Origin of the sequence: Rathayibacter sp. Leaf296 (assembly GCF_001423045.1) — a bacterium.
GTDB lineage: Bacteria > Actinomycetota > Actinomycetes > Actinomycetales > Microbacteriaceae > Rathayibacter > Rathayibacter caricis.
Map to the genome: position 1 here is coordinate 935,624 of NZ_LMNR01000001.1, position 24,956 is coordinate 960,579.

Genomic DNA, 24,956 nt, shown 5'->3' on the forward strand with positions numbered 1-24,956 from the left:
GTCCTAGCCGATCCGTTCCTTGCGGCCCAGGATTCCCTGCGGCCTGACCAGGAGGATGATGATCATGAGGATGAGCGGAGCCACGTACTTGAGGTTCTCCGGGATCCACACGGTCGAGATGTTCATCATGAGTCCGATGATGAGCGAGCCGACCAGCGCGCCGTAGGCGGAGCCGAGGCCTCCCAGCGTGATCGCCGCGAAGATCAGCAGCAGGATCGACGCTCCGGTGTCCCAGCGCAGCGACTGGTAGTAGCCGATGTAGACGCCGGCGAGAGCTGCCAGCGCGCCCGAGAGCACCCAGACCACGCGGATGACGCGCTCGACGTTGATGCCGGAGGCGGAGGCGAGGGCCCGGTTGTCGGACACCGCGCGCATCGCCTTGCCGATCTTGGTCTTCGTCAGCACGAGGGCGACTCCGACGATGCAGATGATGCCGACGACGGCGCCGACGATGTCGGTGAACTTCAGGCTGATCCCGAGCGCCTCGACCGTGAAGAACGGCGCGGTGCTGTTGGGGAGGGAGAGGCGGTCGGCTCCGAAGAAGAAGACGTAGATGTAGCGCAGGGCCAGCGAGAGGCCGATCGTGACGATCATCAGCGGGATGAGCTGGATGCCCTTCTTCCGCAGCGGCTTCCAGAGCAGGCCGTCCTGCACGTAGCCGAACGCTCCGCCCAGGATCACCGCGATCGGGATCGCCACCAGCGCCGGGAGGCCGAAGACCCCGGAGAAGAGGTACGCCATCAGCGCGCCGAAGGTGACGAGCTCGCCGTGCGCGAAGTTGTTCAGTCCGGTGACGCCGTAGATCAACGAGGCGCCGATCGCCGCCAGGGCGATCAGGAGGCCGAAGATCAGGCCGGTGACGACCTTGGGCCAGAAGGTGATCCAGAAGGTGTCGGCCGAGACCGGCGGGGTCGTCGTGCTCGAGGTGCCGTCGGGGTTCGTCGCCGTGTTGCCGGTCGTGCCCTCGGTCGCCGGGGAGGTCGGACCCGCGGAGTCCGTGGGGACGGGGGCCGTCGCTCCGGTGCCGATCGGGTTCGCCGTCGAGACGATGAAGTTCACGATCTGGTTCTGCGAGCCGACGATGGTCACCTCCTTCGGGTTCTGACCCGCGGCGGGGTAGCCCTTGTCGGCGGGGAGGGTGGCCTCGTCGACGGTGATGGTGAAGGTGCCGGGCTCGTCGAGCGGGAAGACCGCGCGGCCGTCCGCGCCGGTGGTGAGCGTCGCGGAGGAGTCGCCCTCGATCGCGATCGAGACACCGGCGAGGTTCTCGTTGGTGCCCTGGACGCGGACCCAGGCGATGATCGACTGGTCGGCGGTGGTCGCGGCCGTCGCGGCGGGAGCCGCGGCCGCGAGACCGGTCAGGGTCGCGGCGAGCAGGCCGACGGCCAGGAGTCGGCGGCGGAGTGCGCCGAACCGGGGGCTGGTGCGCGACGGCCGTGCGCGGGACGGGCTAGCTGTCGCCACGGGGCGCCTCCCTGTCCGTCGGGTGCGGGGTCGTCGAGCGCTTGTGGCGCGTCGACCGGGGAGCTGTGAGCAAGACGTTTACCTCTCGTCAGGGTGCACAGACGGAAACTGACTCCGGGCACGCCCGAACAGCCGTCGTCAAACAACGTTGGTTGACCATACGTTCCGCATGTGTCGGCGGTGTTTCACCGGCGGCACATCCGCGTGACCACATTATGCGGGGCGGAGAGCGCTCCAGCGGACTCGAACGGGTGACAGAGTCGGCGGCGGTGCCTCCCGGACGGGCGACAGGACGCCGAGGGGCAGGAATAGAGGAGCGCCTCCGACGCTTAAGATCGAGTATCCGGGGGCTCCCGGACCGGATGCCCCTGTCACGCCGGGCACCCGCTGTCGACCTGTTAGGGGCATTGATGGACCAGCCGGATCCCTTCGGATTCCTCGGACTCACCTACGACGACGTCATGCTCCTGCCGGGGCACACCGACGTCATCCCGAGCGAGGCCGACACGACCTCCCGGCTCACCAAGCGCATCACCGTCGCGACGCCGCTGCTCTCGGCCGCCATGGACACGGTGACCGAGGCGCGGATGGCGATCGCCATGGCCCGCCAGGGCGGACTGGGCGTTCTGCACCGCAACCTCTCCATCGCCGATCAGGCCGACCAGGTCGACCGCGTCAAGCGCAGCGAGTCGGGCATGGTCTCCAACCCCGTCACCACGACCCCCGACGCCACCGTCGCGCAGGTCGACGAGCTGTGCGGGCAGTACCGGATCAGCGGCCTCCCCGTCGTCGACTCCACCGGGGTCCTCGTCGGCATCATCACCAACCGCGACATGCGCTTCGTCTCGCCGTTCGAGAAGGCCTCGACCCTCGTCCGCGACGTCATGACCAGCTCCGGCCTCATCACCGGCCGCGTCGGCATCCCCGACAGCGAGGTCATCGCGCTCTTCGCGCAGCACAAGATCGAGAAGCTGCCGCTGGTCGACGAGCAGGGCAAGCTCGCCGGTCTCATCACCGTCAAGGACTTCGACAAGTCCGAGCAGTACCCCAACGCCACCAAGGACGGCGAGGGTCGCCTGCGCGTCGGCGCCGCGATCGGCTTCTTCGGCGACGCCTGGCAGCGCGCGACCGCGCTCCTCGAGGCCGGAGTCGATGTCATCGTCGTCGACACCGCCAACGGCGACTCCGCCGGCGTCCTCGACATCATCCGCCGCCTCAAGTCCGACTCGGCCTTCGCCGGCGTCGACGTCATCGGCGGCAACGTCGCCACCCGCTCCGGCGCCCAGGCGCTCGTCGACGCGGGCGCCGACGCCATCAAGGTCGGAGTCGGCCCCGGCTCCATCTGCACCACCCGCGTCGTCGCCGGCGTCGGCGTCCCCCAGGTGACCGCCGTCTACGAGGCCTCCCTCGCCGCCCGCGAATCCGGCGTGCCCGTGATCGCCGACGGTGGACTGCAGTACTCGGGCGACATCGCCAAGGCCCTCGTCGCCGGCGCCGACACCGTCATGCTCGGCTCGCTGCTGGCCGGCTGCGAGGAGAGCCCCGGCGACCTCGTCTTCCAGAACGGCAAGCAGTTCAAGACCTACCGCGGCATGGGCTCGCTCGGAGCGCTGCAGACCCGCGGCGAGCGCACCTCCTACTCCAAGGACCGCTACTTCCAGTCCGACGTCCCCACCGACGACAAGCTCATCGCCGAGGGCATCGAGGGCCAGGTGCCCTACCGCGGACCCCTCGCGAACGTGGCGTACCAGCTCGCCGGCGGCCTCCGGCAGTCGATGTTCTACGTCGGCGCGCGCACCATCACCGAGCTCAAGGAGCGCGGGAAGTTCGTGCGGATCACGGCGGCGGGGCTGAAGGAATCGCATCCGCACGATGTTCAGATGGTGGTGGAGGCTCCGAACTACCGGCGCTGAGTGCTGCTGGTGGGGTGGGTCGGCGTCGGATCGCGATGGCGGCCCCTCTGCCCGATGGGCCTGCGGCCCATACGCCCACCACACCGGAGGGGCCGCCATCCCGATCCGCCGCCGACCCCGTCCCGGGAGTCGGCGGCGGTTCTGCGTGAGGCGGAACGCCGGACGCAGCGCGAGCGGCGCGGGGCGCCGCCGCGGCTGCGCCGGGAGGGGTGGCAGCGCGAGCGGGCTTCGCCCGCCGCGGCTGCGCCGGGGGAGAGGTGGGCAGCGCGGGCGGGCTTCGCCCGCCGCGGCTGCGGCTTCAGGGGAGCGGGAGAGCCTGCAGGATCAGGGTGGTGCCGAGGGCGGCGACGAGGGCGTGGCCGGCGAGGGGGAGGGCCGTGCGGAGGAGCGGACCGGCGGTGCGGCGGAGGAGGGCGCCGATCGCGGTGAGGGCGGTGTTCCAGGCGAGCGAGGCGGTGGCGGCCGAGAGGGCGAAGGTGGCGGTCGTGGGGGCCGAGGTGGTGACGAGGGCGGGGTGGCCGGTGATCGCGGCGAGGAAGTAGAGCAGGGTCGCCGGGTTGACGGCGGTCAGGGCGGCGAAGAGGGCGAAGCGGTGGGGGCCGAGGGGCGCGGTGGCCGCTCGGGGAGAGCGGCGCAGGAGCCGGAGGAGGCCGCGGGCGCCGAGGGCGATCAGGAGGAGGCCGCCGGCGATCGAGGGCCAGGGGCGCAGGACGCTCAGGGCGGGGGCGAGCGCCGCGCCGACGGTGAGCGCCGCGAGGCAGTAGGCGAGATCGACGGTGGCGACGGCCGCGGCGGCGGGCAGCGCGGCGCGGACGCCGCGCTCGGCTCCCTCCGTCACGAGGAGCACGCCGGTCGCGCCGAGAGGCACGGCCAAACCGAGTCCGACGAGCGCGCCCGTCAGGGCGGCGGTGAGGAGGTCCATGGGGAGAGCGTCGGGGGCCGCCGCGCCCCCGGTCGCCGATCGTGCCGTCGCACGGCACACTGGGCGGCATGGACGCCCTCGACGAGACGATCATCGGTGCTCTGCAGACGAACGCGCGGGCGTCGTTCGCCTCGATCGGCCGAGAGGTGGGGCTGAGCACGAACGCCGTCGCCGCTCGCGTGCGCCGACTCGAGGAGACGGGGGTGATCCTCGGCTACCGCGTGCTGCTCTCGGCCGACGCGCCGGACCCGGGGACGGGGCTGGAGGCGTTCATCGACGTCCGGCTCTCGGTCGACGCGGACTCGGAGGCCTTCCTCGCCTGGACCGCGACGGTGGCGGCGATCCGCGACGCCGTCCACGTCACGGGTCCGTTCGACTACCTGCTCCGGGTCCGCTTCGCCGACACCGCCGCTCTCGACCGGCTCCTCCGCCGACTGAAGAGCGAGGCCGGCGCCGCTCAGACCTCGACCCGCCTCGCGCTCGGGCGCTGACGGCGGCGCCGTCGGGGAGGAGCGCGCCCGGCTAAAGTGGCACGGTGACTGAGATCGAGATCGGCCGCGCCAAGCGCGCTCGCCGCGCGTACGCCTTCGACGACATCGCGGTCGTGCCCAGCCGCCGCACCCGCGATCCCGAAGTGGTCTCGGTCGACTGGACGATCGACGCATACCGGTTCCGGACCCCGATCCTCGCGGCTCCGATGGACTCGGTGGTGTCGCCGGCGACGGCGATCACGCTCGGACGCCTCGGCGCGCTCGGAGTGCTCGACCTCGAGGGTCTCTGGACGCGCTACGAGGACCCGGAGCCGCTGCTCGCCGAGATCCGCGAGCTCCCCGCCGAGCGGGCGACCGAGCGCATGCAGGAGATCTACTCCGAGCCGATCAAGCCCGAGCTCGTGACCGCGCGCCTGGCCGAGATCCGCGCCGCGGGCGTCACGGTCGCCGGGGCGCTCTCGCCGCAGCGCACCGCGGAGCTGTACCAGACCGTCGTCGACGCGGGCGTCGACCTGTTCGTCATCCGCGGCACCACCGTCTCGGCCGAGCACGTCTCGCGCGGCACCGAGCCGCTGAACCTCAAGAAGTTCATCTACGAGCTCGACGTCCCCGTCGTCGTGGGAGGGGCCTCCACCTACACCGCGGCGCTGCACCTCATGCGCACCGGGGCCGCGGGCGTGCTCGTCGGCTTCGGCGGGGGAGCGGCGTCGACGACGCGCGCGACCCTCGGCATTCAGGCGCCCATGGCGACCGCCGTGGCCGACGTCGCCGGCGCTCGCCGCGACTACCTCGACGAATCGGGCGGACGCTACGTGCACGTGATCGCGGACGGCGGCCTCGGCACCTCCGGCGACATCGTGAAGGCCGTGGCGGTCGGCGCCGACGCCGTCATGCTCGGCTCCGCGCTCGCCCGCGCGACCGACGCCCCCGGCGGCGGCTGGCACTGGGGCCAGGAGGCGCACCACCCGCAGCTCCCGCGCGGCCGCCGCGTGCAGGTCGGCACGGTCGGCACCCTCGAGCAGGTCCTCTACGGCCCCGCGACCGGCGCCGACGGCACCGCGAACCTCATCGGAGCGCTCCGCCGCTCGATGGCGACCACCGGCTACTCGGACCTCAAGGAGTTCCAGCGCGTCGAGGTCGTCGTCGCCCCCTACCAGCCCAGCTGACCCTCCGCTCGTCGCGCGAGGGAACCCCGAACGGTCGAGGGAGCCCGCACCGGCTGGTTCCCTCGTCGGTCCGGGGTTCCCTCGACACGCCTGACACCGGCACGGGCCAGGCGGACGAGCAGGGGCCGGGTGTCGTAGGCGTCGCGCCAGGACCAGCGGGCGAAGCCGCGCACGCACGAGCGGATGCGGTCCTCCCGGTGCTTCTCGGCGAGCAGCACCTCTTCGGGCGTGCGACCGAGGAGGAACGCCGGGTCGGCGTACTTGTGATCGCCGTCCGCTTCACCGACCACCGCCGTGTCCTCGAAGAAGAAGTCCACCACTCCGGCCCGCCCTCCGAGGTCGTGGATCGGACGCTGCAGCACCGGCGCCGGCAGCCCGCCCACGTGCATCGCCACGCGGCTGATCGACTCGAGCGGTGTCTCCGAGGCGGGGTCCGCGAACGCGATGACGGCGGCGCTCGCCGTCCGGCCGCGCGAGCCGGGCGGCAGGTCGGCGTGCCGCTCGAGCAGCTCCTCGGGCCGAAGGAGGGGACGGCCGTCGTCGTCGACCAGACGCAGGGCGTGGTCGGCGGCGACGACGGCGCGACGGAAGGACGAGAACCGAGCGAGGTCGAACACGGTCTGGGCGAGGTCCGAGACGGCGAGGCCGTCGACCAGCGCGAGCGTCGGGAAGCGCGCGCTGCGGTGCTCCGCCACGCCGTTCCGAGTGCGGCTGCCGACATCGGTCGCTCCTTCGACGTGGACCGCCGTGGCCAGCGGTTCGACCAGAGGGAGCCCCCACACCGCGGCCGCCGATTCGCGGAGGAAGAAGGGCGACGACCAGGTGAGTGCGACCGCCTCGATGCGCGCCCGCTGCCTCTCGTCGACCGAGGCCTGAGCCCACACGTCGGCTCGCGCGTACACGCCCCGGCGCAGCCGGACGAACTCGTCCGACCGTCCGCACGCCCCGTCCCGGAGCAGCTCCACTGCACTCATCCGCCCACCCTGGCTGACTGCATCGCCCCGTGGAGCCCGTCTGCACCACCCTGTGGAGACCCGGCCGGCCCCTGTGGACAGTGAGGGAACCCCGAACGGTCGAGGGAGCCCGCACCGGCTGGTTCCCTCGACGGTCCGGGGTTCCCTCGGTGGCCGGACGGCGTCCGGCGTTCCCCGGCGGCGAACGGAGGGAGGGAGGGGAGCGGGCGCGCCTAAACTGGAGGCATCCCGAGTCAGGAGCGCCGCAGGGCGCGGATGGAGCACGCATGGTCGAGGTCCGCAGGGTCAAGCTGCCCGGTGTCGGAGTGCTGCACACGTTCCTCACCGCCGACGGCGGCAAGGTCGGAGTCATCGCGCACCGCTCCGGCCACAGCGACCTCATCACGTTCGCCGAGGGCGACCAGGACGGCGCGAAAGTCTCCCTCCGTCTGAGCGACGACGAGGCGCACACCCTCGCCGAGCTGCTCGGAGGCACGCAGATCACCGAGTCGCTCACCGCGCTGGATCAGATCCCCGGCCTCTCGATCGACTGGTTCACCGTCGACTACGACGACCACATCGCCGGGCAGCAGCTCGGCAAGCCCGCCGACCGCGGCATCGTCGGACTGACGGTCGTCGCCGTCGTGCGCGGGGACGCTGCGAACCCGGCGCCCGCACCCGACTTCCGCGTCTTCCCGGGCGACACCCTGGTGGTCGCCGGCAGCCCCGAGAAGGTCGCCAAGGCGTTCGCCTTCTTCCGCACGGGAGCGTTCCACAAGACGGCCGACGCGCCCGGAGCCTGAGGATGCACCACGGTGAAGACCTCATCGTCCTCGGGATCCTGTTCGTCGTCGCCTACGTGCTCGGCCGTCTCGGCCGGACGATCGGCCTCCCGGCGATCCCCATCTACATGGTCGTCGGGCTGCTCGCGAGCCCGAACTTCCACTGGTTCCCCCTCGACTTCGAGTCCACCTACATCGAGCTGACGGCCGTCTTCGGCCTGATCCTGCTGCTGTTCAACCTGGGGCTGGAGTTCGATCAGGACGAGTTCTTCGGCAACGCCGGGCGCCTGATCCTGTCGGGCGGCACCTACATCGGCGTGAACATGGCCGTGGGCCTGGGCTTCGGCTTCCTGCTGGGCTGGGGCAGCCAGGAGGCGCTCATCGTCGCCGGCATCACGGCGACGAGCTCGAGCGCGATCGTGACCAAGCTCCTGATCGAGCTCAAGCGCCTGGCCAACCCCGAGACTCCGATGATCCTCGGGGTCACCGTGGTCGAGGACATCTTCATCGCGATCTACCTGGCCATCGTCTCGGTGGTGCTCTCGGGCGAGACCGAGCCGTGGCCCGTGATCCTGAAGCTGCTCATCGCGTTCGCGTTCCTGGTCGTGATGTTCGCGATCGCCCGCTGGGGCGGCCGCGTGGTGTCCCGCCTGTTCCGCACCCGCGACGACGAGCTCTTCACGATCCTGTTCTTCGGTCTGGCGCTGCTGTTCGGCGGCATCGGCGAGGTCCTCGGAGTGACGGACGCGATCGGCGCGTTCCTCATCGGCCTCGTGATCGGCGCCACCCGATACCGCGCCAGGGTCGAGCACATCGCGATCCCGCTCCGCGACGTCTTCGGAGCGTTCTTCTTCGTCAACTTCGGCCTGGGGCTGGATCCGAGTGCGTTCCCGGAGGTGGTCCTCCCCGTCCTCGCGGCGGCCGTCATGACCATCGTCCTCAACCTCGGAGCGGGCCAGTTCGTGGCCTGGCTCAACAAGCTCGGGCCGCGGGCGGGACTGAACGCGGCGTTCATCCTGCACAACCGCGGCGAGTTCGCACTGATCCTCGCGACCCTCTCGCTGTCGGCCGGGCTCGACGACCGGATCCAGCCGTTCGCGGGTCTGTACGTGCTGATCATGGCGATCGTCGGTCCGATCCTGGCGTCGCGGTCCGAGAGCATTGGGCAGTTCCTGTCGGAGCGTCGCCGCCGGCCGTCACGAGCGCCGGCGACGCGCGGTGCGCTCGAGGAGGAGGAGTTCGCGCTGGTCGAGGCGGCGATGGCGGACGCTCCGGAGGCGACCCGGACCGGGCCGACGCGGACGGACCCCGCGCGGACCGACCCCGAGTCCGTCGACGCCCCGCCGCGGCGGGAGCCCGAGCACGACGAGCTCGACGACGAGTTCCCCGACCCGATGCGCCAGGCGCTGATCGACCAGGCGATGCAGCAGTCGGACGGCGCGGAGGAGCGCCGCCCACGCCGGCCGGTCGAGCCCGACTACTGATCCCGGGGAGCTCCCACGCTCACGGGCTAGGCTCGTCGGGTCCACCGGCGGCCGGACCGCCGGGACCCCGCACGAACGAGGAGCGCATGACGCAGAGCACCGTCTGGCAGGTCGCCCGGCGCCCGCGCTGGATCGGCGCACTGGTGCTCGCCCTCGTGATCGCCGGTCTCTTCGCCGCCCTCGGCCAGTGGCAGGTCGGCCGCGCCATCGATGCGGCCGAGCCCGACGGAGGAGCCTCCGAGACGATCGTCCCGCTCGACGCCGCGGCCGCTCCCTCCGCCCCCATCACCGCGACGGCGGACGGCCAGCGGGTCGAGGCCGAGTCGGCGCTCGTCCCCGGCGGCGCGGAGGTGATCGGCGGGCGCCTCAACGCCGGTGAGCCCGGCTGGTGGGTCTTCGCCCGGACCCGCACGAGCACCGCCGACCTCGTCGTCGCCTACGGCTGGACGGCCGACGAGGGCGAGGCGCGCGCCGTCGCCGAGCGCCTGAACTCCGGCGAGGAGGCGCCTCCGGCGTCGTACACCGGCCGGCTGGTCGCCAACGAGGCGGCCGAGGCGCCGGAGGAGGGCGTGGATCCGCAGACCCTCACCGCGCTCTCGATCCCCGCGCTCATCAACCGCTGGCCCGACCCTCCGGCCGACGTCTACCAGGGCTACGTCGTCGTGGACGAGCCGCTCGAGGGTCTCGAGGCCATCGACTCGCCCGCCCGCCAGCAGGACCTCTCGCTGAACTGGCTCAACGTCTTCTACGCCATCGAGTGGGTCGTCTTCGCCGGCTTCGCGCTGTACCTCTGGTACCGCCTCGTCCGCGACGCGTGGGAGCGCGAGGTCGAGGAGGCGCTCGACGCGGAGCAGTCGGCCCGCGCCCCCGCCCCCTCCGCCGCACCGTAAACTGGACCCCATGCCCCTCGAGCCCAAGCCCGCGCAGTTCCCTGCGATCCGGAGCGCTCTGCGCTTCTACCGGGTGACCTCGATCATCACCGGCGTGATGCTCCTGCTGCTGTGCGCCGAGATGCTGCTGAAGTACGTGTTCCACCTCGAGCTCTTCGCCTTCGGGCAGCAGGGCGTGCTGAATCTCGCGCCGATGTACGAGGTGCCGGGCGGCGAATACGAGTCCAGCGGCACGGGAGCGAACCTCTCGACCGGCATCCTGATCGCGCACGGCTGGTTCTACGTCGTCTACCTCTTCGCCGACTTCCGCCTGTGGAGCCTGATGCGCTGGCCCTTCAGCCGCTTCGTGCTCATCGCGCTCGGCGGCGTGATCCCCACGCTCTCCTTCTTCGTCGAGGGGCGCATCGCGCGCGAGGTCGAGCAGTACCTCGCGCGCCGCACCGCCGACGCCGACCCGAAAGCCCCGACCGACTCCGTGGAGGCCCCCCATTAGCGAGCAGTCCAGCGCCCCTCCGACCCCGCAGCTGGCCTCCCAGCCGGTGCTCGTCGTCGATTTCGGCGCGCAGTACGCGCAGCTGATCGCGCGCCGCGTCCGCGAGGCGAACGTCTACTCCGAGATCGTGCCGTCGAACGTCACCGCGGCCGAGATCGCCGCGAAGTCGCCGGTCGGCATCATCCTCTCGGGCGGCCCGTCCAGCGTGTACGAGGAGGGCGCCCCGCAGCTCGACCCCGCGATCTTCGACCTCGGAGTCCCCGTGCTGGGCATCTGCTACGGCTTCCAGGTGATGGCCAAGGCGCTCGGCGGAGAGGTCGCGAACACCGGCCTCCGCGAGTACGGAGCCACCGACGCCGCGATCTCGACCGACGGCGGCGTGCTCCTCGGCGAGCAGCCGACCGACCAGACGGTCTGGATGAGCCACGGCGACTCGGTCGCGAAGGCGCCCGAGGGCTTCGACGTCCTCGCCTCCACCACCTCCACCCCCGTCGCCGCCTTCGGGAGCGATGCGCGCCGCCTCTACGGCGTGCAGTGGCACCCCGAGGTGAAGCACTCGACCCACGGCCAGGCCGTGATCGAGAACTTCCTGCACCGTGCCGCCGGCATCCCGAACGACTGGAACTCCTCGAACGTCATCGAGGACCAGGTCGCCCTCATCCGCGAGCAGGTCGGCTCGGGCCGCGTCATCTGCGGCCTCTCCGGAGGAGTGGACTCGGCCGTCGCTGCGGCGATCGTGCACCGCGCGGTGGGCGATCAGCTGACCTGCGTCTTCGTCGACCACGGACTCCTCCGCAAGGACGAGCGCCGCCAGGTCGAGGAGGACTACGTCGCCGCGACGGGCGTCCGCCTGGTGACCGTCGACGCGCGCGAGCAGTTCCTCGACGCGCTCGCCGGCGTCAGCGAACCGGAGCAGAAGCGCAAGATCATCGGGCGCGAGTTCATCCGCACCTTCGAGGCGGCCGCCGAGGCGCTCGTCCTCGAGGCGCAGGGCGAGGGCGCGTCGATCGACTTCCTCGTGCAGGGGACCCTCTACCCCGACGTGGTCGAGTCGGGCGGCGGCACGGGTACCGCGAACATCAAGTCGCACCACAACGTCGGCGGGCTGCCGGAGGACCTGCAGTTCACGCTGGTCGAGCCGCTCCGGACGCTCTTCAAGGACGAGGTCCGCGCCATCGGCCGCGAGCTCGGCCTGCCCGAGGTCATCGTCGGCCGCCAGCCGTTCCCCGGCCCGGGGCTCGGCATCCGCATCGTCGGCGAGGTCACCCACGAGCGGCTCGACCTGCTCCAGGAGGCCGACGCCATCGTCCGCGCGGAGCTGACCGCCGCCGGTCTCGACTCCGAGATCTGGCAGTGCCCGGTCGTGCTGCTCGCCGACGTCCGCTCGGTCGGCGTCCAGGGCGACGGCCGCACCTACGGCCACCCCATCGTCCTGCGGCCGGTCTCCTCCGAGGACGCGATGACCGCCGACTGGACGCGACTGCCGTACGACCTGCTGGCGCGCATCTCGAACCGCATCACCAACGAGGTCGCCGGAGTGAACCGCGTCGTGCTCGACGTGACGTCGAAGCCGCCGGGAACGATCGAATGGGAGTGACGCCTCTCGCGTCGCTGTGACCGGACGGGCCCCTCAGAGGGCCCGTTCGGCGTTTCCGGGCGGGCTCAGGCGGGGCTGTCGACGACGCCGACGAAGCGGGTGCCGATGCCGTCGTACTCGTCGCGGCGGTGGCCGTCGGGGTGGTGCGGCCACTCCTCGGGGGAGTGGTCCTCGCAGACGAGGAAGGTGAAGTCGGGCCACCACTTCTTGGGGCGCGCGGCCTCGGAGCGACCGCAGACGGTGCAATCGAGGGTGACCCAGACCGGGCGCTTGCCGGTGCGGTTCTCGCGGGACTGGACCAGCCACGGCGGCGGCTCCTGCTCCAGGGCCGCGAACTCCTCCTCCGAGAGGCGGGCGGCGAGGCCGTGGCGGGCCGCCATCTCGACGGGGATGTCGAGACGCTGAGCGGCCTCGCGTCGCGTGATCATCGGGCCACCCTAGCCCAGCGCCCGGACACGGGACCGGCTGGTCGGGCGCAGCGAGGCCCGCGCGAGGAGCCACTCCAGCGGGCCCTGACCGATGTACTGGCGCCAGAGCATGGCGAAGGCGATCGAGCCGAGGGCGAAGTAGAGCAGGATGTCCCAGCCGCGCCACGCGTCGAAGTCGAACGGCTCGAAGGGGATGAGGTAGAGGGCGAGGAGGACGATCTGCAGCGAGTAGATCGTCAGGGGCATCGCTCCGACGGCCTCGAGCGGAGCCGCGAGGCGGCGGAAGGCGCCCGAGCGCTGCCCCAGCGCGGTCAGGAAGCCGATCGCGATCGCGGCGACTCCGCCGGCGCCCAGCAGCTCGGCCGTGGTGCTCGCGTGGGCCTCCACCGTCTCGGGTCCACCGAGCAGCAGTCCTCCGCCGTAGCCGAGCAGGGCCGACGCGGCACCGCCGATCACCAGCCAGCGCTGCGTGGTCGCCGAGCGGACGTCGCAGCGGGCGACGAGGAGGCCGAGGACCACGTAGGCGAGCCAGGACGGCACCGGGTAGTACTGCGTGAGCCAGGTGAGGGGCTGCCGCGCGATCAGCGCATGGTCGGGCGGGAGGAGCGCCAGCCACGGTGTGCCCCGGAGCACGAGCTCGTCGACGACGATCGGCCCGGCGACCGCGAAGACCGCGACGAGCACGGCGAGGACCGCTCTCGGGAGGAACAGCAGCAGCGCGGCGACGAAGAACATCAGCCCGTAGTGCGACAGGATCACCGCGATCGGCGTCCCGAGGAAGGTGAGGGCGACGCCGATCGCGAGGAGGTAGAGACCGCGCAGGAGGATCGACGCCGTGTCGAGCCAGGGTCGCGTCGACCTCCCCGCGCCGCCCGTCATGAGGCCGATCGAGACGCCCGCGAGGACGGCGAACAGGACGGAGCTGCGCCCGTCCCACGGCATCTCGCGGCCGGTGGGGGCGAGATGCGCCGCGAACATGCCGAGGACGGCGAGCCCCCGGGCGACGTCGAGGCCGACGATCCGGGCGGGGGAGGAGGCGGTCACGACTCCATGGTGCCAGGCGCGCCTGGCACGGCGCCGGAACGACGACGGGCGCCCGACCCGGAGGTCGAGCGCCCGTGCGGACGTGATGCGGTGACTACTCGCGGAAGATCGCGACGAGTCGCAGGATCTCGAGGTACATCCAGACGACGGTGACGAGGACGCCGTAGGCGCCCGTCCAGCCGTAGATGCGCGGGGCGCGGTTGCGCACGCCCTGCTGGATGAACTCGAAGTCCATCACGAGGGAGTAGGTCGCCAGGGCGATGGCGATGAGGCCGATCACGATGCCGATGAAGCCGGTGCGCAGACCGAAGCCGCCGCCGACGCCGAAGAGGCCGAGGCCCAGGTTCACGAGCGAGAAGACCGCGTAGCTGATCATGCCGATGAAGAAGATCTTGTTCAGCTTCGGCGAGGTGCGGATCTTGCCGTTCATGAACAGCGCCAGGGTGACGCCGATCACGATGACGGTCGCGAGGAGAGCCTGGACGACCGCGCCCTCGTAGACGTTCTCGAAGATTCCCGAGATGGCGCCGACCGCGACGCCCTGGGTCGCGGCGTAGCCGAGGATCAGGGCGGGGCTCGGCACCTTCTTGAAGGCGTTGACGATGCCCAGGACCAGCGCGATGAGGACGGCCGGGAGCATGAGCCCCGGCACGAACCAGCCCACGGCCGCGCCCGCCAGGAGCACGACGAACGCGAGCGCCGTCTTCGCGAGGGTGTCCTCGACGGTCATCCGGTCGGTCTCGAGCGAGCTCGCGGCCGGACGGTTGTAAATCTGGTCGAGCGTGTCGGACGAGACGTCGGGGAGATCCTGCACGCGGCCGGCGTAGCCGCGGTTGCTGAACTCCGGACGCCCGAAGGCCGGATTGCTGCTTGCCATGGTTCCTCTTCTCTCAGGTGCGCTGGTGTCCGGTGGATCAACGGAGCTGAGTCGCGGTGTGGTCGGGATGCTGTGGTGCCGCCGGGCCCTCCGAGAGGACTCCGACGATGTGTTCCACAGTATCTGAGAACAGCTCTCAGAGTCTGGCTATTCCCCACGAGGAGACCGAGTCCTCGCCCGTAGGATCGCGGCATGTCCGACCGTCTCCGACCGCTCGTCATCGGCCACCGAGGGGCGAGCGGGTACCGCCCCGAGCACACCCGCTCCGCGTACGACCTCGCGATCGCGCTCGGCGCCGACGCCGTGGAGCCGGACCTGGTCGCCACCCGCGACGGAGTGCTCGTCCTGCGGCACGAGAACGAGATCTCGGGCACCACCGACATCGAGCGCCGCGCCGAGTTCGCCGATCGGCGCACCACGAAGCGCCTCGAGGGGAAGGACGTCACCGGCTGGTTCACCGAGGACTTCACCTGGGCCGAGCTCTCCGAGCTGCGGGCGCGGGAGCGGGTGCCCGCCGTCCGTCCGTCCAGCGCGACGTTCGACGGCCAGTTCCCGCTCCTGCGCTTCTCGGACCTGCTCGCACTGCTCGACCGGGCGGCCGAGGACGCGGCCGGCGCGCCTCCCGGCCTCGTCGCCGAGATCAAGCACGCCGACTACTTCGACTCGATCGGCCTGCCGCTGGACGTGCTGCTGGAGCAGGAGCTCGCCGCCGCCGGCTGGGGCCCGCGGGATCCGCGCCTGACGATCGAGAGCTTCGAGAAGACGGTCCTCGAGCGTCTCGCCGTCCGCGGAGTCGGCGCGAAGCGGGTGTACCTGATCGAGGCCGCAGGCACCGCCCCCGACCTCGTGGCCGCGCACGGTGCGCGCGCGACCCCCTACGCCGACTTCGTCACCCCGGCGGGCCTGCGGGGTCTCTCCGGCACCGTCGACGGGGTGAGCGTCGACAAGCGGATGCTCTTCGCGCGAGACTCGGCCGGACGCGCGGTCGGCCCGAACGACCTGGTCCCCCACGCGCACGCCGTCGGCCTGGAGGTGTACTGCTGGACGCTCCGGCCCGAGAACCGGTTCCTCGAGAAGGCGCACCGGCGGGGCAAGGACCCGGCCGCGTTCGGCGCATGGCAGGACGAGTTCCGGATGATCCTGGCGACGGGCCTGGACGGCGTCTTCGCCGACCACCCCGACCTGGCACTCGAGATCGTGGCCGCCGGAGCCTGATCCGGAGCCTCGCGGCGAGGATGGAGGGAACGGGGAGCGTCGACTGCCATCATCGGAGCCCGGCGGTCGACCCCCGCCGACCGTCCCGAGTCGAGAGGAGGAGCCCCGTGTCGACCCGCGCCCGCATCACCCGCCGCTGGCTCACCTCCGCCGTCCTCGCCGCTCTCGGGGTCGCGCTCGTCTACTGGATCGCCGTGCTCACTCCGCAGGGCCAGGCGGCCGAGAACTCGGGGCTGCGCGGAGCCGACCTCGTCTTCGGGCGGGCGACCGGCGCGGCCGCCGGCGCGCTGGCCGACGTCACTCCGGTGTCGATGATCGCCGGAGCGCTCCTGGCCGCGTCGATCGCGCTCATCCGCCGGCGCCCCGCCCTGGCGATCGCCTCCGTCGGCTCGATCGTGCTGACGGCCGGGCTCACCCAGCTGCTGAAGAACATCGTCCTCGAGCGGCCGCTCCTCGTCGAGACGGACGCCTGGTACACCGGCGGGAGCTTCCCGAGCGGGCACACGGCCGCCGCGGTCTCGGTCGTGTTCGCGCTGGCGATGGTGCTGCCCGCGCGCGGGCGCACGGTCGTGCTGCTGCTCGGAGGGGCGGTCGTGATCCTGGTCGGCAACCTCACCATGGCGGCGTCCTGGCACCGCGCGAGCGATGTGCTGGGCGCCGACCTCGTGGCGCTCGCCTCGGCCTCGCTCGCCTGCGCCTGGCTCTCGACGCGGGCGCAGCTGGGCCGGGCCCCGCGCCGCAGCACCCGCAGAGGGGTGAACCGGCTGCTGGTCGTCTGCTCGGCGGTCGTGGTGGTGGTCCTCGCCGGACTCGCGGTGCAGGGCATCCAGTACTACCCCGACGACACCAAGGACCTCACCGCGTTCGCGCTGCAGCAGCTGCTCGCGGTGTCGACCTCGACCATCGCCCTCGTGGGCTTCTCGCTCGCCTGGCGCGGGCTCGACGTGGGCGGTTCGCTGACGGCGTCGACCGCTCGGCCCCGGGCGGTCTGACCCGGCCCCGGGTGTCGGAGGGTCGATCTACACTCGGAGGGACATGAGCTTCCTCTTCGATCCGAGCGATTCCCGAGCCACCCCGGTCGTCCTCGCCGCACCCGGCCGCGACGGCGCCTCCTTCAGCGATCCGGCGCACGAGCAGCTCGTCGCGGGGCTCAATCCGCAGCAGCGCGAGGCGGTCGAGTACCGCGGCGACGCGCTGCTGATCGTCGCGGGCGCGGGCTCCGGCAAGACCAGCGTGCTGACCCGCCGCATCGCGAGCCTGCTCGGCAACGGCGAGGCCTGGCCGAGCCAGATCCTCGCGATCACGTTCACCAACAAGGCCGCGGCCGAGATGCGCGAGCGCGTCGAGAAGCTCGTCGGGCAGAGCGCCGAGGGGATGTGGATCTCGACCTTCCACTCGGCGTGCGTGCGGATCCTGCGCCGCGAGGCCGAGAACTTCGGCATGACGAAGTCGTTCACGATCTACGACTCCGGTGATCAGCGCGCGCTGCTCAAGCGGATCGTGAAGGACCTCGAGGCCGACTCGCTCGGCATCACGGTCGCGAGCGCGTCGTCGAAGATCTCGAAGCTCAAGAACGAGCTCGCCGACGTCGACTCCTACGCGCGCACCGCGAACATGAACGACCCCAACGAGGAGATGTTCCTCCAGGTGTTCCGCGCCTACTCGCGGGCGCTCGAGAGCGCGAACGCGTTCGACTTCGACGACCTCATCGCGCAGACGGTCTACCTCTTCCGGGCGTTCCCGCACGTCGCGGCCAAGTACCAGCGGCGCTTCCGCCACGTGCTGGTCGACGAGTACCAGGACACCAACCACGCCCAGTACTCGCTGATCCACGAGCTGACCCGCCCGGTGCCGCGGGCGACGATCGACGCGGCGCAGTTCGACCGTCCGTACCGCGGCCCGGTCACGGCCGACGGATCGATCCCCGGCGCCTCCCTCACGGTCGTCGGCGACTCCGACCAGTCGATCTACGCGTTCCGCGGCGCCGACATCCGCAACATCGTCGAGTTCGAGCGCGACTTCCCCGGCTGCCGGGTGATCCTGCTCGAGCAGAACTACCGCTCGACCCAGAACATCCTCTCTGCCGCCAACGCCGTGATCTCGAACAACTTCGACCGCCGCGCGAAGAACCTCTGGTCCTCCAGCGGCGACGGCGAGAAGATCATCGGCTACACGGGCTACTCCGGACACGACGAGGCGCAGTTCGTCGTCGACGAGATCGCCCGGCTGCACGCGGCCGGCACGGGGTACGACGAGATCGCCGTGTTCTACCGCACCAACGCGCAGACCCGCGCGCTGGAGGAGATCTTCATCCGCTCGGCCCTGCCCTACCGGATCCTCGGCGGCACCAAGTTCTACGAGCGCGCCGAGATCAAGGACGCGCTCGCGTACCTCATCACGGTCGCCAACCCCGCCGACGTGCTGGCGCTGCGGCGCATCATGAACACACCCAAGCGCGGCATCGGCCCGGCGACGGAGGCGCAGCTGCAGTCGTTCGCCGACACCAACGGAGTGACCCTCCGCGAGTCGATGCGCAACGCCGGGTCCCTCGGCATGGGTCCGAAGGTCACGAAGGCGATCGTCGACCTGGCGACGCTGCTCGACGAGTGCGCCATGATGCTCGACCCCGGCCGCCCCGAGGGCGAGGCGAAGGTGCACGAGGTGCTCACGGCGCTCCTGACGCGCAGCGGCTACCTCGACATGCTGCGGGCGAGCCGCGATCCGCAGGACGAGGCGCGCGCCGAGAACGTCGACGAGCTCATCGCCGTGACGAAGGAGTTCGCGCGCAACAACCCCGACGGCGGCCTCGTCGACTTCCTCACCGAGGTGTCGCTCGTCGCCGCGGCGGACGACCTCGAGGACGACTCGGGCACCGTCTCGCTCATGACGCTGCACACCGCGAAGGGCCTCGAGTACGACGCCGTGTTCCTCACCGGGATCGAGGAGGACCTCCTCCCGCACCGCATCTCGGCGAACGAGCCCGGAGGTCCGGCCGAGGAGCGGCGGCTGTTCTACGTCGGCATCACCCGCGCGCGCAAGCGGCTCTACCTCTCGCTGGCGATGACGCGCGCCCAGTACGGCGAGACGTCGGTGGCCATGCCGAGCCGTTTCCTCCAGGAGATCCCCGGCGAGCTGATCGAGTGGCGGCAGTCGCCCGGTGCGGCGACGTCGCGCGGAGGCACCCAGCCGAGGGCCCTGAACGCGCAGCGCCCCGGCTTCGGCCGCTCGCGCTCGAACTCCGAGTTCCGCGAGGCGCTCGCCGCGGCGCCGAAGGCCAAGGCCGAGTTCCCCAACCGCATCACGGGCATGGTCCGCGACAACGGCGATCTCGAGCTGATCGCGGGCGACCGCATCCGGCACACCGACTTCGGCGAGGGCCGCGTGAACGCGGTGACGGGCGAGGGCACCAAGCGCGTCGCGCACGTGCTGTTCGACCAGGTCGGCGCGAAGAAGCTGCTGATCAAGGTCGCTCCGATCGAGAAGCTGTGAGGCGCGCGGCCCCGTGAGGCCGCTCGGGCGCGGGTTCCGGAGCGAGGCCTTGGCGCGCTTCGCGACCGAGGCGTTCTCGCCGGCGGTGCTCGCGGTCGTCGTGCCGATCGCGGTCGGGGCGCGGGTCGCGGATCCGCCCCTCCTGGGAGTGGGATGGGGCGCCCTCGCGGCGCTGTTCGTCGGCGTCCTGCCGTACCTCGCGATCCGGCTGCTGCTGCGCGCCGGGCGGATCACGGGCGACCACCACGTCCCGGAGCGACGCGAGCGCGCTCTGCCGATCGCCCTCGCACTCGTCTCGATCGTCGTCGGCCTGGTGCTGCTCGCGGTGCTCGGTGCACCCGCGGCCGTGACGACCTTCGGCCTCGTCACCGTCGCGGTCGTCGTGGCGGTCGGAGTGGTCAACCTCGCGTGGAAGCTGTCGGGCCACGCCGCGGTCGTCGCGACCTGCGCCGTCGTGGTGTTGATCGCCTACGGGACGTGGTCGCTGCTCGTGTCGGTGCCCGTCCTGCTCTGGACGGGCTGGTCGCGCGTGCGTCTCGGCGCGCACACCCCGGCGCAGGTCGTGGCGGGCGCGGCGACCGGCGCGGTGCTCGCCTCCGTGGTCTGGTCGCTGCTCGGCTGACGGTTCGCCGCCACGAGATGCCACTCCGGTACGAGACACGCCGCGAGGGGCGTACCGGAGTGGCATCTCGGAGGGACGGTCAGGAGTAGCGGGCAACCAGTTCGCGCTTCAGCACCTTTCCGCTCGGGCCCAGCGGCAGGGCGTCGACGAACTCGATGCGACGGGGGAACTTGAAGGCGGCGAGGTGCTCGTTCGCGAAGGCGATCAGCTCGTCGGCGCCGACCTCGGCGGTCGGGGCGAGGACCACGGCGGCGACGATCTCCTGCCCGTGCTTCTCGTCCGCCACCCCGAAGACCGCGGCGTTGGCGACGGAGGGGTGGCCGATCAGCACCTCCTCGACCTCGCGCGGGTACACGTTGTAGCCGTTGCGGATGATCATGTCCTTCGTGCGGTCCAGGATGCGGACGTAGTCCTCGTCGTCCTTGGTGCCGAGGTCTCCGGTGCGGAACCAGCCGTCGACGACGGCCTCGGCGCTCGCCGCCGCGTTGCCGAGGTAGCCCTTCATCAGGTTGTGGCCGCGCACGACGATCTCGCCGAGCTCGCCGCGGGGGAGCAGCTCGATCCTGTCGGCCACCTCGGGTCGGGCGACCTCCACCTCGACGCCCCAGATCGGAGTGCCGACGGTGCCGGCCCGCGGCGGGACGCCCACGTGGTTGAAGGTGGCGACGGGGGAGGTCTCGGTGAGCCCGTAGCCCTCGTAGATCTCGACCCCGAACACCTCGCGGAACCGCTCGATGACCGCGAGCGGCAGTGACGCTCCTCCGGAGACCGCGTAGCGCAGCGGCGGGCGGTCGGGTCGCCTGGTCGCGGCGTCGAGCAGCGCGACGTACATGGTCGGCACGCCCTCGAACACCGTGCACTCGTGCGCGATCATCGCCTCGAGGGCCGCGTCGCCGTCGAACTTCGGCACCAGCACCACCGTCGCCGCCGTGCGGAAGGCCGTGTTCATGGCGCAGACCTGGCCGAACGTGTGGAAGAGGGGCAGCGCACCGAGAACGACGTCCCCGCGGTGCAGGTCGAAGGTGTTCATGAGCAGCACGTCCGACTGCGACACGATCGCGAAGTGCGTCCCCTCCGCCCCCTTCGGACGGCCCGTCGTGCCGCTCGTGTAGAGGATGGTGGCGGTGTCGGAGGGCTCGCGCGGGACGTACCCGTCGATCGGAGCGGCCTCGGCGGCGAGGTCCTCGAGGCGCGGGAACGGCGACTCGGTGCCGTCCGGCACCATCACGCTGAGCACGGGGACGTCGACGAGAGCGGCCCCGGCGGCCCCCTCGGGCAGGAGCGGTGCGGCGCAGATCAGCGCCGAGGCGCCGGAGTCGCGGAGCACGTACGCGATCTCGTCGTGCTTGAGGAGGGCGTGCACCGGCACGACCACCGCGCCCAGCGCGAGGACGGCGAAGTAGCCGCGCGGGAAGTCGGGCACGTTCGGCACGAGCAGCGCGACGCGATCGCCGGGACCGATCCCGTGGGCGCGCAGGGCGCCGGCGTAGGCCCGGGTCTGGTCCCAGAGCGTGGCGTAGTCGAGGGCGAGCGGACCCACCCGGATCGCGATCGTGGTCGGCGTCCGCCGCGCCGCCTCCGCCAGGATCGCGGCGACCGAGAGGGTGCCGAAGCCGGTCGGGGCGGGCGGGGCCGCGGGAGCCTCCGCAGGTCGTGGTTCGGCGATGCTCATGTGCGCTCCCGTCGTCGTCGACAGCCGCGGCGGATGCCGGGTGGTTCACCGTAGGACCGGCGCGTGCCCCGTTCAAGGGATCCCATCGGATGCTCAGCGCGTCAGAGCTCGATGGCGGAGGATCACGAGGGGACCCGGCACCGTCAGTGCGAGGCTGTGGCTGACGGAGCCGAGCAGCAACCGCAGGAACGCGCCGCGTCCGTGGCTGCCGACGACCAGCAGCCGCGCCTCCGCGGCGACCTCGCTCAGCTTCTCGACAGGGTTGCCGCGCACGAGCAGGTGCCGGATCTCGAGGTCGGGGCAGCTGTCGCCGAGGCCGACCAGGGACTCCGCGAGCACGAGGTCCTCGTCCTCCTCGATCGCGTCGATGACGCGGCGCTCGACCGGCACCGAGTCGGCCCACGCTCCGGGCAGCTGCCAGGCGTGCAGGGCGAGCAGGGGCTCGCCGAGCCGGTCGGCCTCCTTCGCCGCGAGCCTGATCGCCTCGAGCGAGACCTCGGATCCGTCGACGCCGACCGCGACTCCGCTGCGCCCCGTCGAGGCGGGTCCGGGGATGAGCGCCACCGCCGATCGCGACGCGGCGGCGACCCGGACGGCGACCGGTGCGGCCACCGAGAGTCCGCGCCGGGAGAGCGGATGCGCACCCAGCACGAGCAGGGCGCCGGCGGGCGCGGCGTCGGCGAGCGCGTGCACCGGATCGCCGTCGAGCAGCCTCACGCGCACCGGTACCTCGGGGTACTCCCGCTCGGCGAGGGCCAGCGCCTCCTCGAGCACCGCGCCCGCCGCGCGGCGCTGCTCGGCGGCCGCTTCGGCGATCCGGCCGCGCGCCGGTTCGACGACGCTCACGAGCTCCGCGGGCAGCCGATGGCCCTGCGCGTAGTCGAGCGCCCAGCGCAGGGCGTCCGTGCTCCGATCCGATCCGCTGACTCCGACCACGACCGCGTCCATGCTGCGCCTCCTCATCGAGTGCTGCTCCGAGCCGCATTCTCCTCCACCGCAGGCCTCGGCGGGAGTGCTGGAGCAGGATCCGAGGGGCGCCGTAGGGTCGTGGCATGCGAGGCGAGGCGACCCTGTACACGGATGCGATCGCGACGGCTCCGTTCGCCCTCGCGGTCATCGCGGAGGCGACCGGGTCGCGGGTGATCGGGGCGCGCACCGCGGACGCGCACGTCCCTCTCTACAGCGGGCCGACGAGCGCCCGGGTCTCGGTCGCGGGCTTCGGCGACAGCGTGCCGATCGCCGTCGACGTGCGCGACGAGCGGGGCGTCGACGAGGCGCAGGCCGCCGCGCAGGCGCTGGGCCTCGAGCTCGCCGCTTATGCGGGCTGGAGCATCACGGCAGGGTTCTAGAGAGAGGACTCGCGGCGCACCTGCGCCAGGTAGAAGCGACTCGGCGACGTCCGCACGACCGCCGGGAGCCGACGGTAGACGGCGAAGGTCATGCCGAGCGCCCGGTCGAAGCGCCGCTGCTGCCGCTCGCTCCAGCGGAAGCCGAACGGCTCCCGCAGCGCCGGCGGGAGGAGCCCCGCGGTGATCAGACGGAGGTACGGGCCGAGCGGGCGCAGGTACCACGCGGCGATCGCTCCACCGAGGAGGTCGTGCGCGACGCGGCGCGCGTCGGGCGTGACGCGCAGGCGCGTCACCTGCTCGTCCCAGTAGGCGTCGAACGCCGCCCGGTCGGCCGGCCACGCCGCGTCCGCCATCTGCAGCGAGGTGCCGACCACGCGTGAGCGGTCGACGAGATCGTCCGCCTGCTCCCGGGTCATCGGCCCGAACGCGCCCTCGTGCAGCTGCAGCATCGACTGCGTGAGGGTCGCCGCGACCCAGCGCTGCAGCTCCGGATCGAAGGCGCTGTACCCGGGGCCGCGGACCGGGCCGTGCGCGCGGTTCACCCGGCGGCGGACCGCGCGGACGTCGTCGGGGGAGCCGTAGTGCAGCGCGTAGAGGTAGGAGAGGGTGCCGTGCAGGCGCCCCAGCGCCCGGTGCACGAAGTCGGAGTGCTGGGCCACGCCCGCGCCGACAGCGGGATGCGCGATCTGCAGCAGGATCGCGCGGGCGCCGGCGATCAGGAAGACGCCCTCGCGGAACACGTCGCGCTGCGCTCGGGAGCGGCGACGGAGCAGGGGCATGCGACCACGCTACGCGGCGCGGGAAGCGCTCAGTGCGTGCGGAGTAGAGTTGTCGCGGCCCAGGACTGTGCCGAGACTCCGGCGCAGACGGGCCGCATCGGACTCGAAACGCAAGCGCGCTCGGCGCGGAATGGGAATGCAGCGTGGATCTCTTCGAATACCAGGCCCGTGATCTGTTCGAGAAGTACGGCGTCCCCGTGCTCCCCGGCATCGTCGCCGATACGCCCGAGGAGGTGCGCGCCGCGGCCGAGAAGCTCGGCGGCGTGACCGTCGTCAAGGCGCAGGTGAAGATCGGCGGACGCGGCAAGGCCGGCGGAGTCAAGGTCGCCAAGACCGCCGACGACGCCGAGGAGGCCGCGAAGTCGATCCTCGGCCTCGACATCAAGGGCCACGTCGTCAAGCGCGTCATGGTCGCGGGCGGTGCCCGCATCGCCCAGGAGTTCTACTTCTCGGTGCTGCTGGACCGCGCCAACCGCTCCTACCTCTCGCTCACGTCCTACGAGGGCGGCATGGAGATCGAGCAGCTCGCCGTCGAGCGCCCCGAGGCGCTCGCGCGCGTCGAGGTCGTCGCCGGCCAGGGGATCGACCTCGCCAAGGCCGAGGAGATCGCCCGCGCGGCGAAGTTCCCCGAGGAGCTGATCGGCAAGGTCGCCCCGGTCCTCGTGAAGCTCTACGACGTCTACACCGGCGAGGACGCGACCCTCGTCGAGGTGAACCCGCTCGTCCTCACCGAGGAGGGCGACATCGTCGCGCTCGACGGCAAGGTCTCGCTCGACGAGAACGCCGGCTTCCGCCACCCCGAGCACGCTGCGCTCGAGGACAAGGACGCCGCCGACCCGCTCGAGGCGAAGGCCAAGGAGAACGACCTCAACTACGTGAAGCTCGACGGCGAGGTCGGCATCATCGGCAACGGCGCGGGCCTGGTCATGTCGACCCTCGACGTGGTCGCCTACGCGGGCGAGCGCCACGGCGGCGTGAAGCCCGCCAACTTCCTCGACATCGGAGGCGGAGCGTCCGCCCAGGTCATGGCGAACGGCCTCGATGTGATCCTCGGCGACGAGCAGGTCAAGAGCGTCTTCGTCAACGTCTTCGGCGGCATCACCGCGTGCGACGCCGTCGCCAACGGCATCCTGCAGGCGCTCGAGATCCTCGGCGACACCGCGACCAAGCCGCTCGTCGTCCGCCTGGACGGCAACAAGGTGGAGGAGGGCCGCGCGATCCTGCAGGCCGCCGCCAACCCGCTCATCACGCTCGCCGCGACCATGGACGAGGGCGCCGACAAGGCCGCCGAACTCGCCGCCGCGTAACGGACCCGACGACTCAAGG

Annotated in this window: 23 protein-coding genes; 14 read left to right on the forward strand and 9 right to left on the reverse strand. The window is 71.8% G+C overall.

The annotated features are described in order from the left end of the window. Positions 1 to 3: 3 nt before the first annotated feature. A complete protein-coding gene (locus ASF46_RS04295) occupies positions 4 to 1,464 on the reverse strand; it encodes an ABC transporter permease subunit (protein WP_056866532.1) in 1,461 nt (486 codons plus the stop codon). 410 nt (positions 1,465 to 1,874) lie between these two features. Between ASF46_RS04295 and guaB the strand changes: the two genes are divergently transcribed. Then, complete coding sequence (guaB, locus tag ASF46_RS04300) at positions 1,875 to 3,377, forward strand: IMP dehydrogenase (protein WP_055787445.1); 1,503 nt, start codon at positions 1,875 to 1,877, stop codon at positions 3,375 to 3,377. Positions 3,378 to 3,675: 298 nt separating this feature from the next. On the opposite strand, the gene ASF46_RS04305 is transcribed toward guaB, so the two are convergent. Beyond that, a complete protein-coding gene (locus ASF46_RS04305; protein WP_056866533.1) occupies positions 3,676 to 4,299 on the reverse strand; it encodes a LysE family transporter in 624 nt (207 codons plus the stop codon). Between the two features lie 68 nt (positions 4,300 to 4,367). On the opposite strand from ASF46_RS04305, the gene ASF46_RS04310 reads away from it, so the two are divergent. Both ASF46_RS04310 and ASF46_RS04315 read left to right on the forward strand, forming a co-directional pair. Continuing rightward, positions 4,368 to 4,790 (forward strand): Lrp/AsnC family transcriptional regulator, encoded by a 423-nt coding sequence (locus tag ASF46_RS04310; RefSeq protein ID WP_056866534.1) that lies wholly within the window; start codon positions 4,368 to 4,370, stop codon positions 4,788 to 4,790. 44 nt (positions 4,791 to 4,834) lie between these two features. Beyond that, positions 4,835 to 5,956, forward strand: coding sequence for a GuaB3 family IMP dehydrogenase-related protein (locus ASF46_RS04315; RefSeq protein ID WP_056866535.1), 1,122 nt, complete (start codon positions 4,835 to 4,837; stop codon positions 5,954 to 5,956). Here ASF46_RS04315 and ASF46_RS04320 read toward each other — a convergent pair. Continuing rightward, on the reverse strand, positions 5,941 to 6,930 hold the full coding sequence (locus ASF46_RS04320) for a hypothetical protein (RefSeq protein WP_157602198.1): 990 nt from the start codon (positions 6,928 to 6,930) through the stop codon (positions 5,941 to 5,943). The two genes, ASF46_RS04315 and ASF46_RS04320, sit on opposite strands and share 16 nt — an antisense overlap. A 266-nt stretch (positions 6,931 to 7,196) precedes the next feature. Here ASF46_RS04320 and ASF46_RS04325 point away from each other — a divergent pair, with 266 nt between their 5' ends. The 5 genes from ASF46_RS04325 (at position 7,197) to guaA (ending at position 12,155) form a co-directional block, all read left to right on the forward strand. After that, on the forward strand, positions 7,197 to 7,712 hold the full coding sequence (locus tag ASF46_RS04325; RefSeq protein ID WP_055787452.1) for a cation:proton antiporter regulatory subunit: 516 nt from the start codon (positions 7,197 to 7,199) through the stop codon (positions 7,710 to 7,712). 2 nt (positions 7,713 to 7,714) lie between these two features. Beyond that, positions 7,715 to 9,175 carry a cation:proton antiporter gene (locus tag ASF46_RS04330; RefSeq protein ID WP_056866537.1) on the forward strand — a complete coding sequence of 487 codons (1,461 nt, stop codon included), beginning with the start codon at positions 7,715 to 7,717 and terminating at the stop codon, positions 9,173 to 9,175. A gap of 86 nt (positions 9,176 to 9,261) precedes the next feature. Further along, positions 9,262 to 10,065: an SURF1 family cytochrome oxidase biogenesis protein gene (locus ASF46_RS04335; protein WP_056866538.1), complete on the forward strand. Its 804-nt coding sequence runs from the start codon at positions 9,262 to 9,264 to the stop codon at positions 10,063 to 10,065. 10 nt (positions 10,066 to 10,075) lie between these two features. Beyond that, the gene (locus ASF46_RS04340; protein WP_056866539.1) at positions 10,076 to 10,558 is read left to right on the forward strand and encodes a DUF3817 domain-containing protein; all 483 of its coding nucleotides are present in this window, start codon (positions 10,076 to 10,078) and stop codon (positions 10,556 to 10,558) included. A gap of 46 nt (positions 10,559 to 10,604) precedes the next feature. After that, entirely contained in the window at positions 10,605 to 12,155 is a 1,551-nt protein-coding gene (gene guaA, locus ASF46_RS04345; protein ID WP_235576849.1) for a glutamine-hydrolyzing GMP synthase, read from the forward strand. A gap of 65 nt (positions 12,156 to 12,220) precedes the next feature. Here the strand turns inward: guaA and ASF46_RS04350 are convergent, their stop codons facing one another. The 3 genes from ASF46_RS04350 to ASF46_RS04360 form a co-directional block, all read right to left on the reverse strand. Continuing rightward, positions 12,221 to 12,583 carry a hypothetical protein gene (locus ASF46_RS04350; RefSeq protein WP_056866541.1) on the reverse strand — a complete coding sequence of 121 codons (363 nt, stop codon included), beginning with the start codon at positions 12,581 to 12,583 and terminating at the stop codon, positions 12,221 to 12,223. 9 nt (positions 12,584 to 12,592) lie between these two features. Further along, positions 12,593 to 13,627, reverse strand: a complete 1,035-nt coding sequence (locus ASF46_RS04355; protein ID WP_056866542.1) for a DUF418 domain-containing protein — start codon at positions 13,625 to 13,627, stop codon at positions 12,593 to 12,595. Positions 13,628 to 13,721: 94 nt separating this feature from the next. Further along, on the reverse strand, positions 13,722 to 14,504 hold the full coding sequence (locus ASF46_RS04360; RefSeq protein ID WP_056866543.1) for a Bax inhibitor-1/YccA family membrane protein: 783 nt from the start codon (positions 14,502 to 14,504) through the stop codon (positions 13,722 to 13,724). Positions 14,505 to 14,696: 192 nt separating this feature from the next. On the opposite strand from ASF46_RS04360, the gene ASF46_RS04365 reads away from it, so the two are divergent. From ASF46_RS04365 to ASF46_RS04380, 4 genes are all read left to right on the forward strand, one after another. Next, complete coding sequence (locus ASF46_RS04365; protein ID WP_056866544.1) at positions 14,697 to 15,719, forward strand: glycerophosphodiester phosphodiesterase family protein; 1,023 nt, start codon at positions 14,697 to 14,699, stop codon at positions 15,717 to 15,719. 107 nt (positions 15,720 to 15,826) lie between these two features. Beyond that, entirely contained in the window at positions 15,827 to 16,711 is an 885-nt protein-coding gene (locus ASF46_RS04370) for a phosphatase PAP2 family protein (RefSeq protein ID WP_056866545.1), read from the forward strand. 43 nt (positions 16,712 to 16,754) lie between these two features. Continuing rightward, a complete protein-coding gene (locus tag ASF46_RS04375; RefSeq protein WP_056866546.1) occupies positions 16,755 to 19,208 on the forward strand; it encodes an ATP-dependent helicase in 2,454 nt (817 codons plus the stop codon). A gap of 49 nt (positions 19,209 to 19,257) precedes the next feature. Next, positions 19,258 to 19,830 (forward strand): phosphatase PAP2 family protein, encoded by a 573-nt coding sequence (locus ASF46_RS04380; RefSeq protein ID WP_056866547.1) that lies wholly within the window; start codon positions 19,258 to 19,260, stop codon positions 19,828 to 19,830. Between the two features lie 79 nt (positions 19,831 to 19,909). On the opposite strand, the gene ASF46_RS04385 is transcribed toward ASF46_RS04380, so the two are convergent. Further along, positions 19,910 to 21,502 carry a long-chain-fatty-acid--CoA ligase gene (locus ASF46_RS04385; protein WP_056866548.1) on the reverse strand — a complete coding sequence of 531 codons (1,593 nt, stop codon included), beginning with the start codon at positions 21,500 to 21,502 and terminating at the stop codon, positions 19,910 to 19,912. A gap of 93 nt (positions 21,503 to 21,595) precedes the next feature. After that, on the reverse strand, positions 21,596 to 22,450 hold the full coding sequence (locus ASF46_RS04390; RefSeq protein ID WP_056866549.1) for a universal stress protein: 855 nt from the start codon (positions 22,448 to 22,450) through the stop codon (positions 21,596 to 21,598). Positions 22,451 to 22,554: 104 nt separating this feature from the next. Here ASF46_RS04390 and ASF46_RS04395 point away from each other — a divergent pair, with 104 nt between their 5' ends. Then, positions 22,555 to 22,851, forward strand: a complete 297-nt coding sequence (locus ASF46_RS04395; RefSeq protein ID WP_056866550.1) for a hypothetical protein — start codon at positions 22,555 to 22,557, stop codon at positions 22,849 to 22,851. Here ASF46_RS04395 and ASF46_RS04400 read toward each other — a convergent pair. Next, positions 22,848 to 23,630 (reverse strand): oxygenase MpaB family protein, encoded by a 783-nt coding sequence (locus ASF46_RS04400; protein ID WP_056866551.1) that lies wholly within the window; start codon positions 23,628 to 23,630, stop codon positions 22,848 to 22,850. The two genes, ASF46_RS04395 and ASF46_RS04400, sit on opposite strands and share 4 nt — an antisense overlap. A 143-nt stretch (positions 23,631 to 23,773) precedes the next feature. Here ASF46_RS04400 and sucC point away from each other — a divergent pair, with 143 nt between their 5' ends. Beyond that, the gene (gene sucC, locus ASF46_RS04405; protein WP_055787504.1) at positions 23,774 to 24,937 is read left to right on the forward strand and encodes an ADP-forming succinate--CoA ligase subunit beta; all 1,164 of its coding nucleotides are present in this window, start codon (positions 23,774 to 23,776) and stop codon (positions 24,935 to 24,937) included. Positions 24,938 to 24,956: the final 19 nt, after the last annotated feature.

Bases quoted from the DNA above. Each gene is read 5' to 3' on its own strand.
- ASF46_RS04390 (WP_056866549.1), bottom strand. From the start codon at position 22,450: ATGGACGCGGTCGTGGTCGGAGTCAGCGGATCGGATCGGAGCACGGAC.
- ASF46_RS04340 (WP_056866539.1), top strand. From the start codon at position 10,076: ATGCCCCTCGAGCCCAAGCCCGCGCAGTTCCCTGCGATCCGGAGCGCT.
- ASF46_RS04375 (WP_056866546.1), top strand. From the start codon at position 16,755: ATGAGCTTCCTCTTCGATCCGAGCGATTCCCGAGCCACCCCGGTCGTC.
- ASF46_RS04365 (WP_056866544.1), top strand. From the start codon at position 14,697: ATGTCCGACCGTCTCCGACCGCTCGTCATCGGCCACCGAGGGGCGAGC.
- ASF46_RS04385 (WP_056866548.1), bottom strand. From the start codon at position 21,502: ATGAGCATCGCCGAACCACGACCTGCGGAGGCTCCCGCGGCCCCGCCC.
- ASF46_RS04350 (WP_056866541.1), bottom strand. From the start codon at position 12,583: ATGATCACGCGACGCGAGGCCGCTCAGCGTCTCGACATCCCCGTCGAG.
- ASF46_RS04395 (WP_056866550.1), top strand. From the start codon at position 22,555: ATGCGAGGCGAGGCGACCCTGTACACGGATGCGATCGCGACGGCTCCG.
- ASF46_RS04310 (WP_056866534.1), top strand. From the start codon at position 4,368: ATGGACGCCCTCGACGAGACGATCATCGGTGCTCTGCAGACGAACGCG.
- ASF46_RS04325 (WP_055787452.1), top strand. From the start codon at position 7,197: ATGGTCGAGGTCCGCAGGGTCAAGCTGCCCGGTGTCGGAGTGCTGCAC.
- ASF46_RS04320 (WP_157602198.1), bottom strand. From the start codon at position 6,930: ATGAGTGCAGTGGAGCTGCTCCGGGACGGGGCGTGCGGACGGTCGGAC.
- ASF46_RS04305 (WP_056866533.1), bottom strand. From the start codon at position 4,299: ATGGACCTCCTCACCGCCGCCCTGACGGGCGCGCTCGTCGGACTCGGT.
- ASF46_RS04360 (WP_056866543.1), bottom strand. From the start codon at position 14,504: ATGGCAAGCAGCAATCCGGCCTTCGGGCGTCCGGAGTTCAGCAACCGC.
- guaB (WP_055787445.1), top strand. From the start codon at position 1,875: ATGGACCAGCCGGATCCCTTCGGATTCCTCGGACTCACCTACGACGAC.
- ASF46_RS04335 (WP_056866538.1), top strand. From the start codon at position 9,262: ATGACGCAGAGCACCGTCTGGCAGGTCGCCCGGCGCCCGCGCTGGATC.
- ASF46_RS04330 (WP_056866537.1), top strand. From the start codon at position 7,715: ATGCACCACGGTGAAGACCTCATCGTCCTCGGGATCCTGTTCGTCGTC.
- ASF46_RS04400 (WP_056866551.1), bottom strand. From the start codon at position 23,630: ATGCCCCTGCTCCGTCGCCGCTCCCGAGCGCAGCGCGACGTGTTCCGC.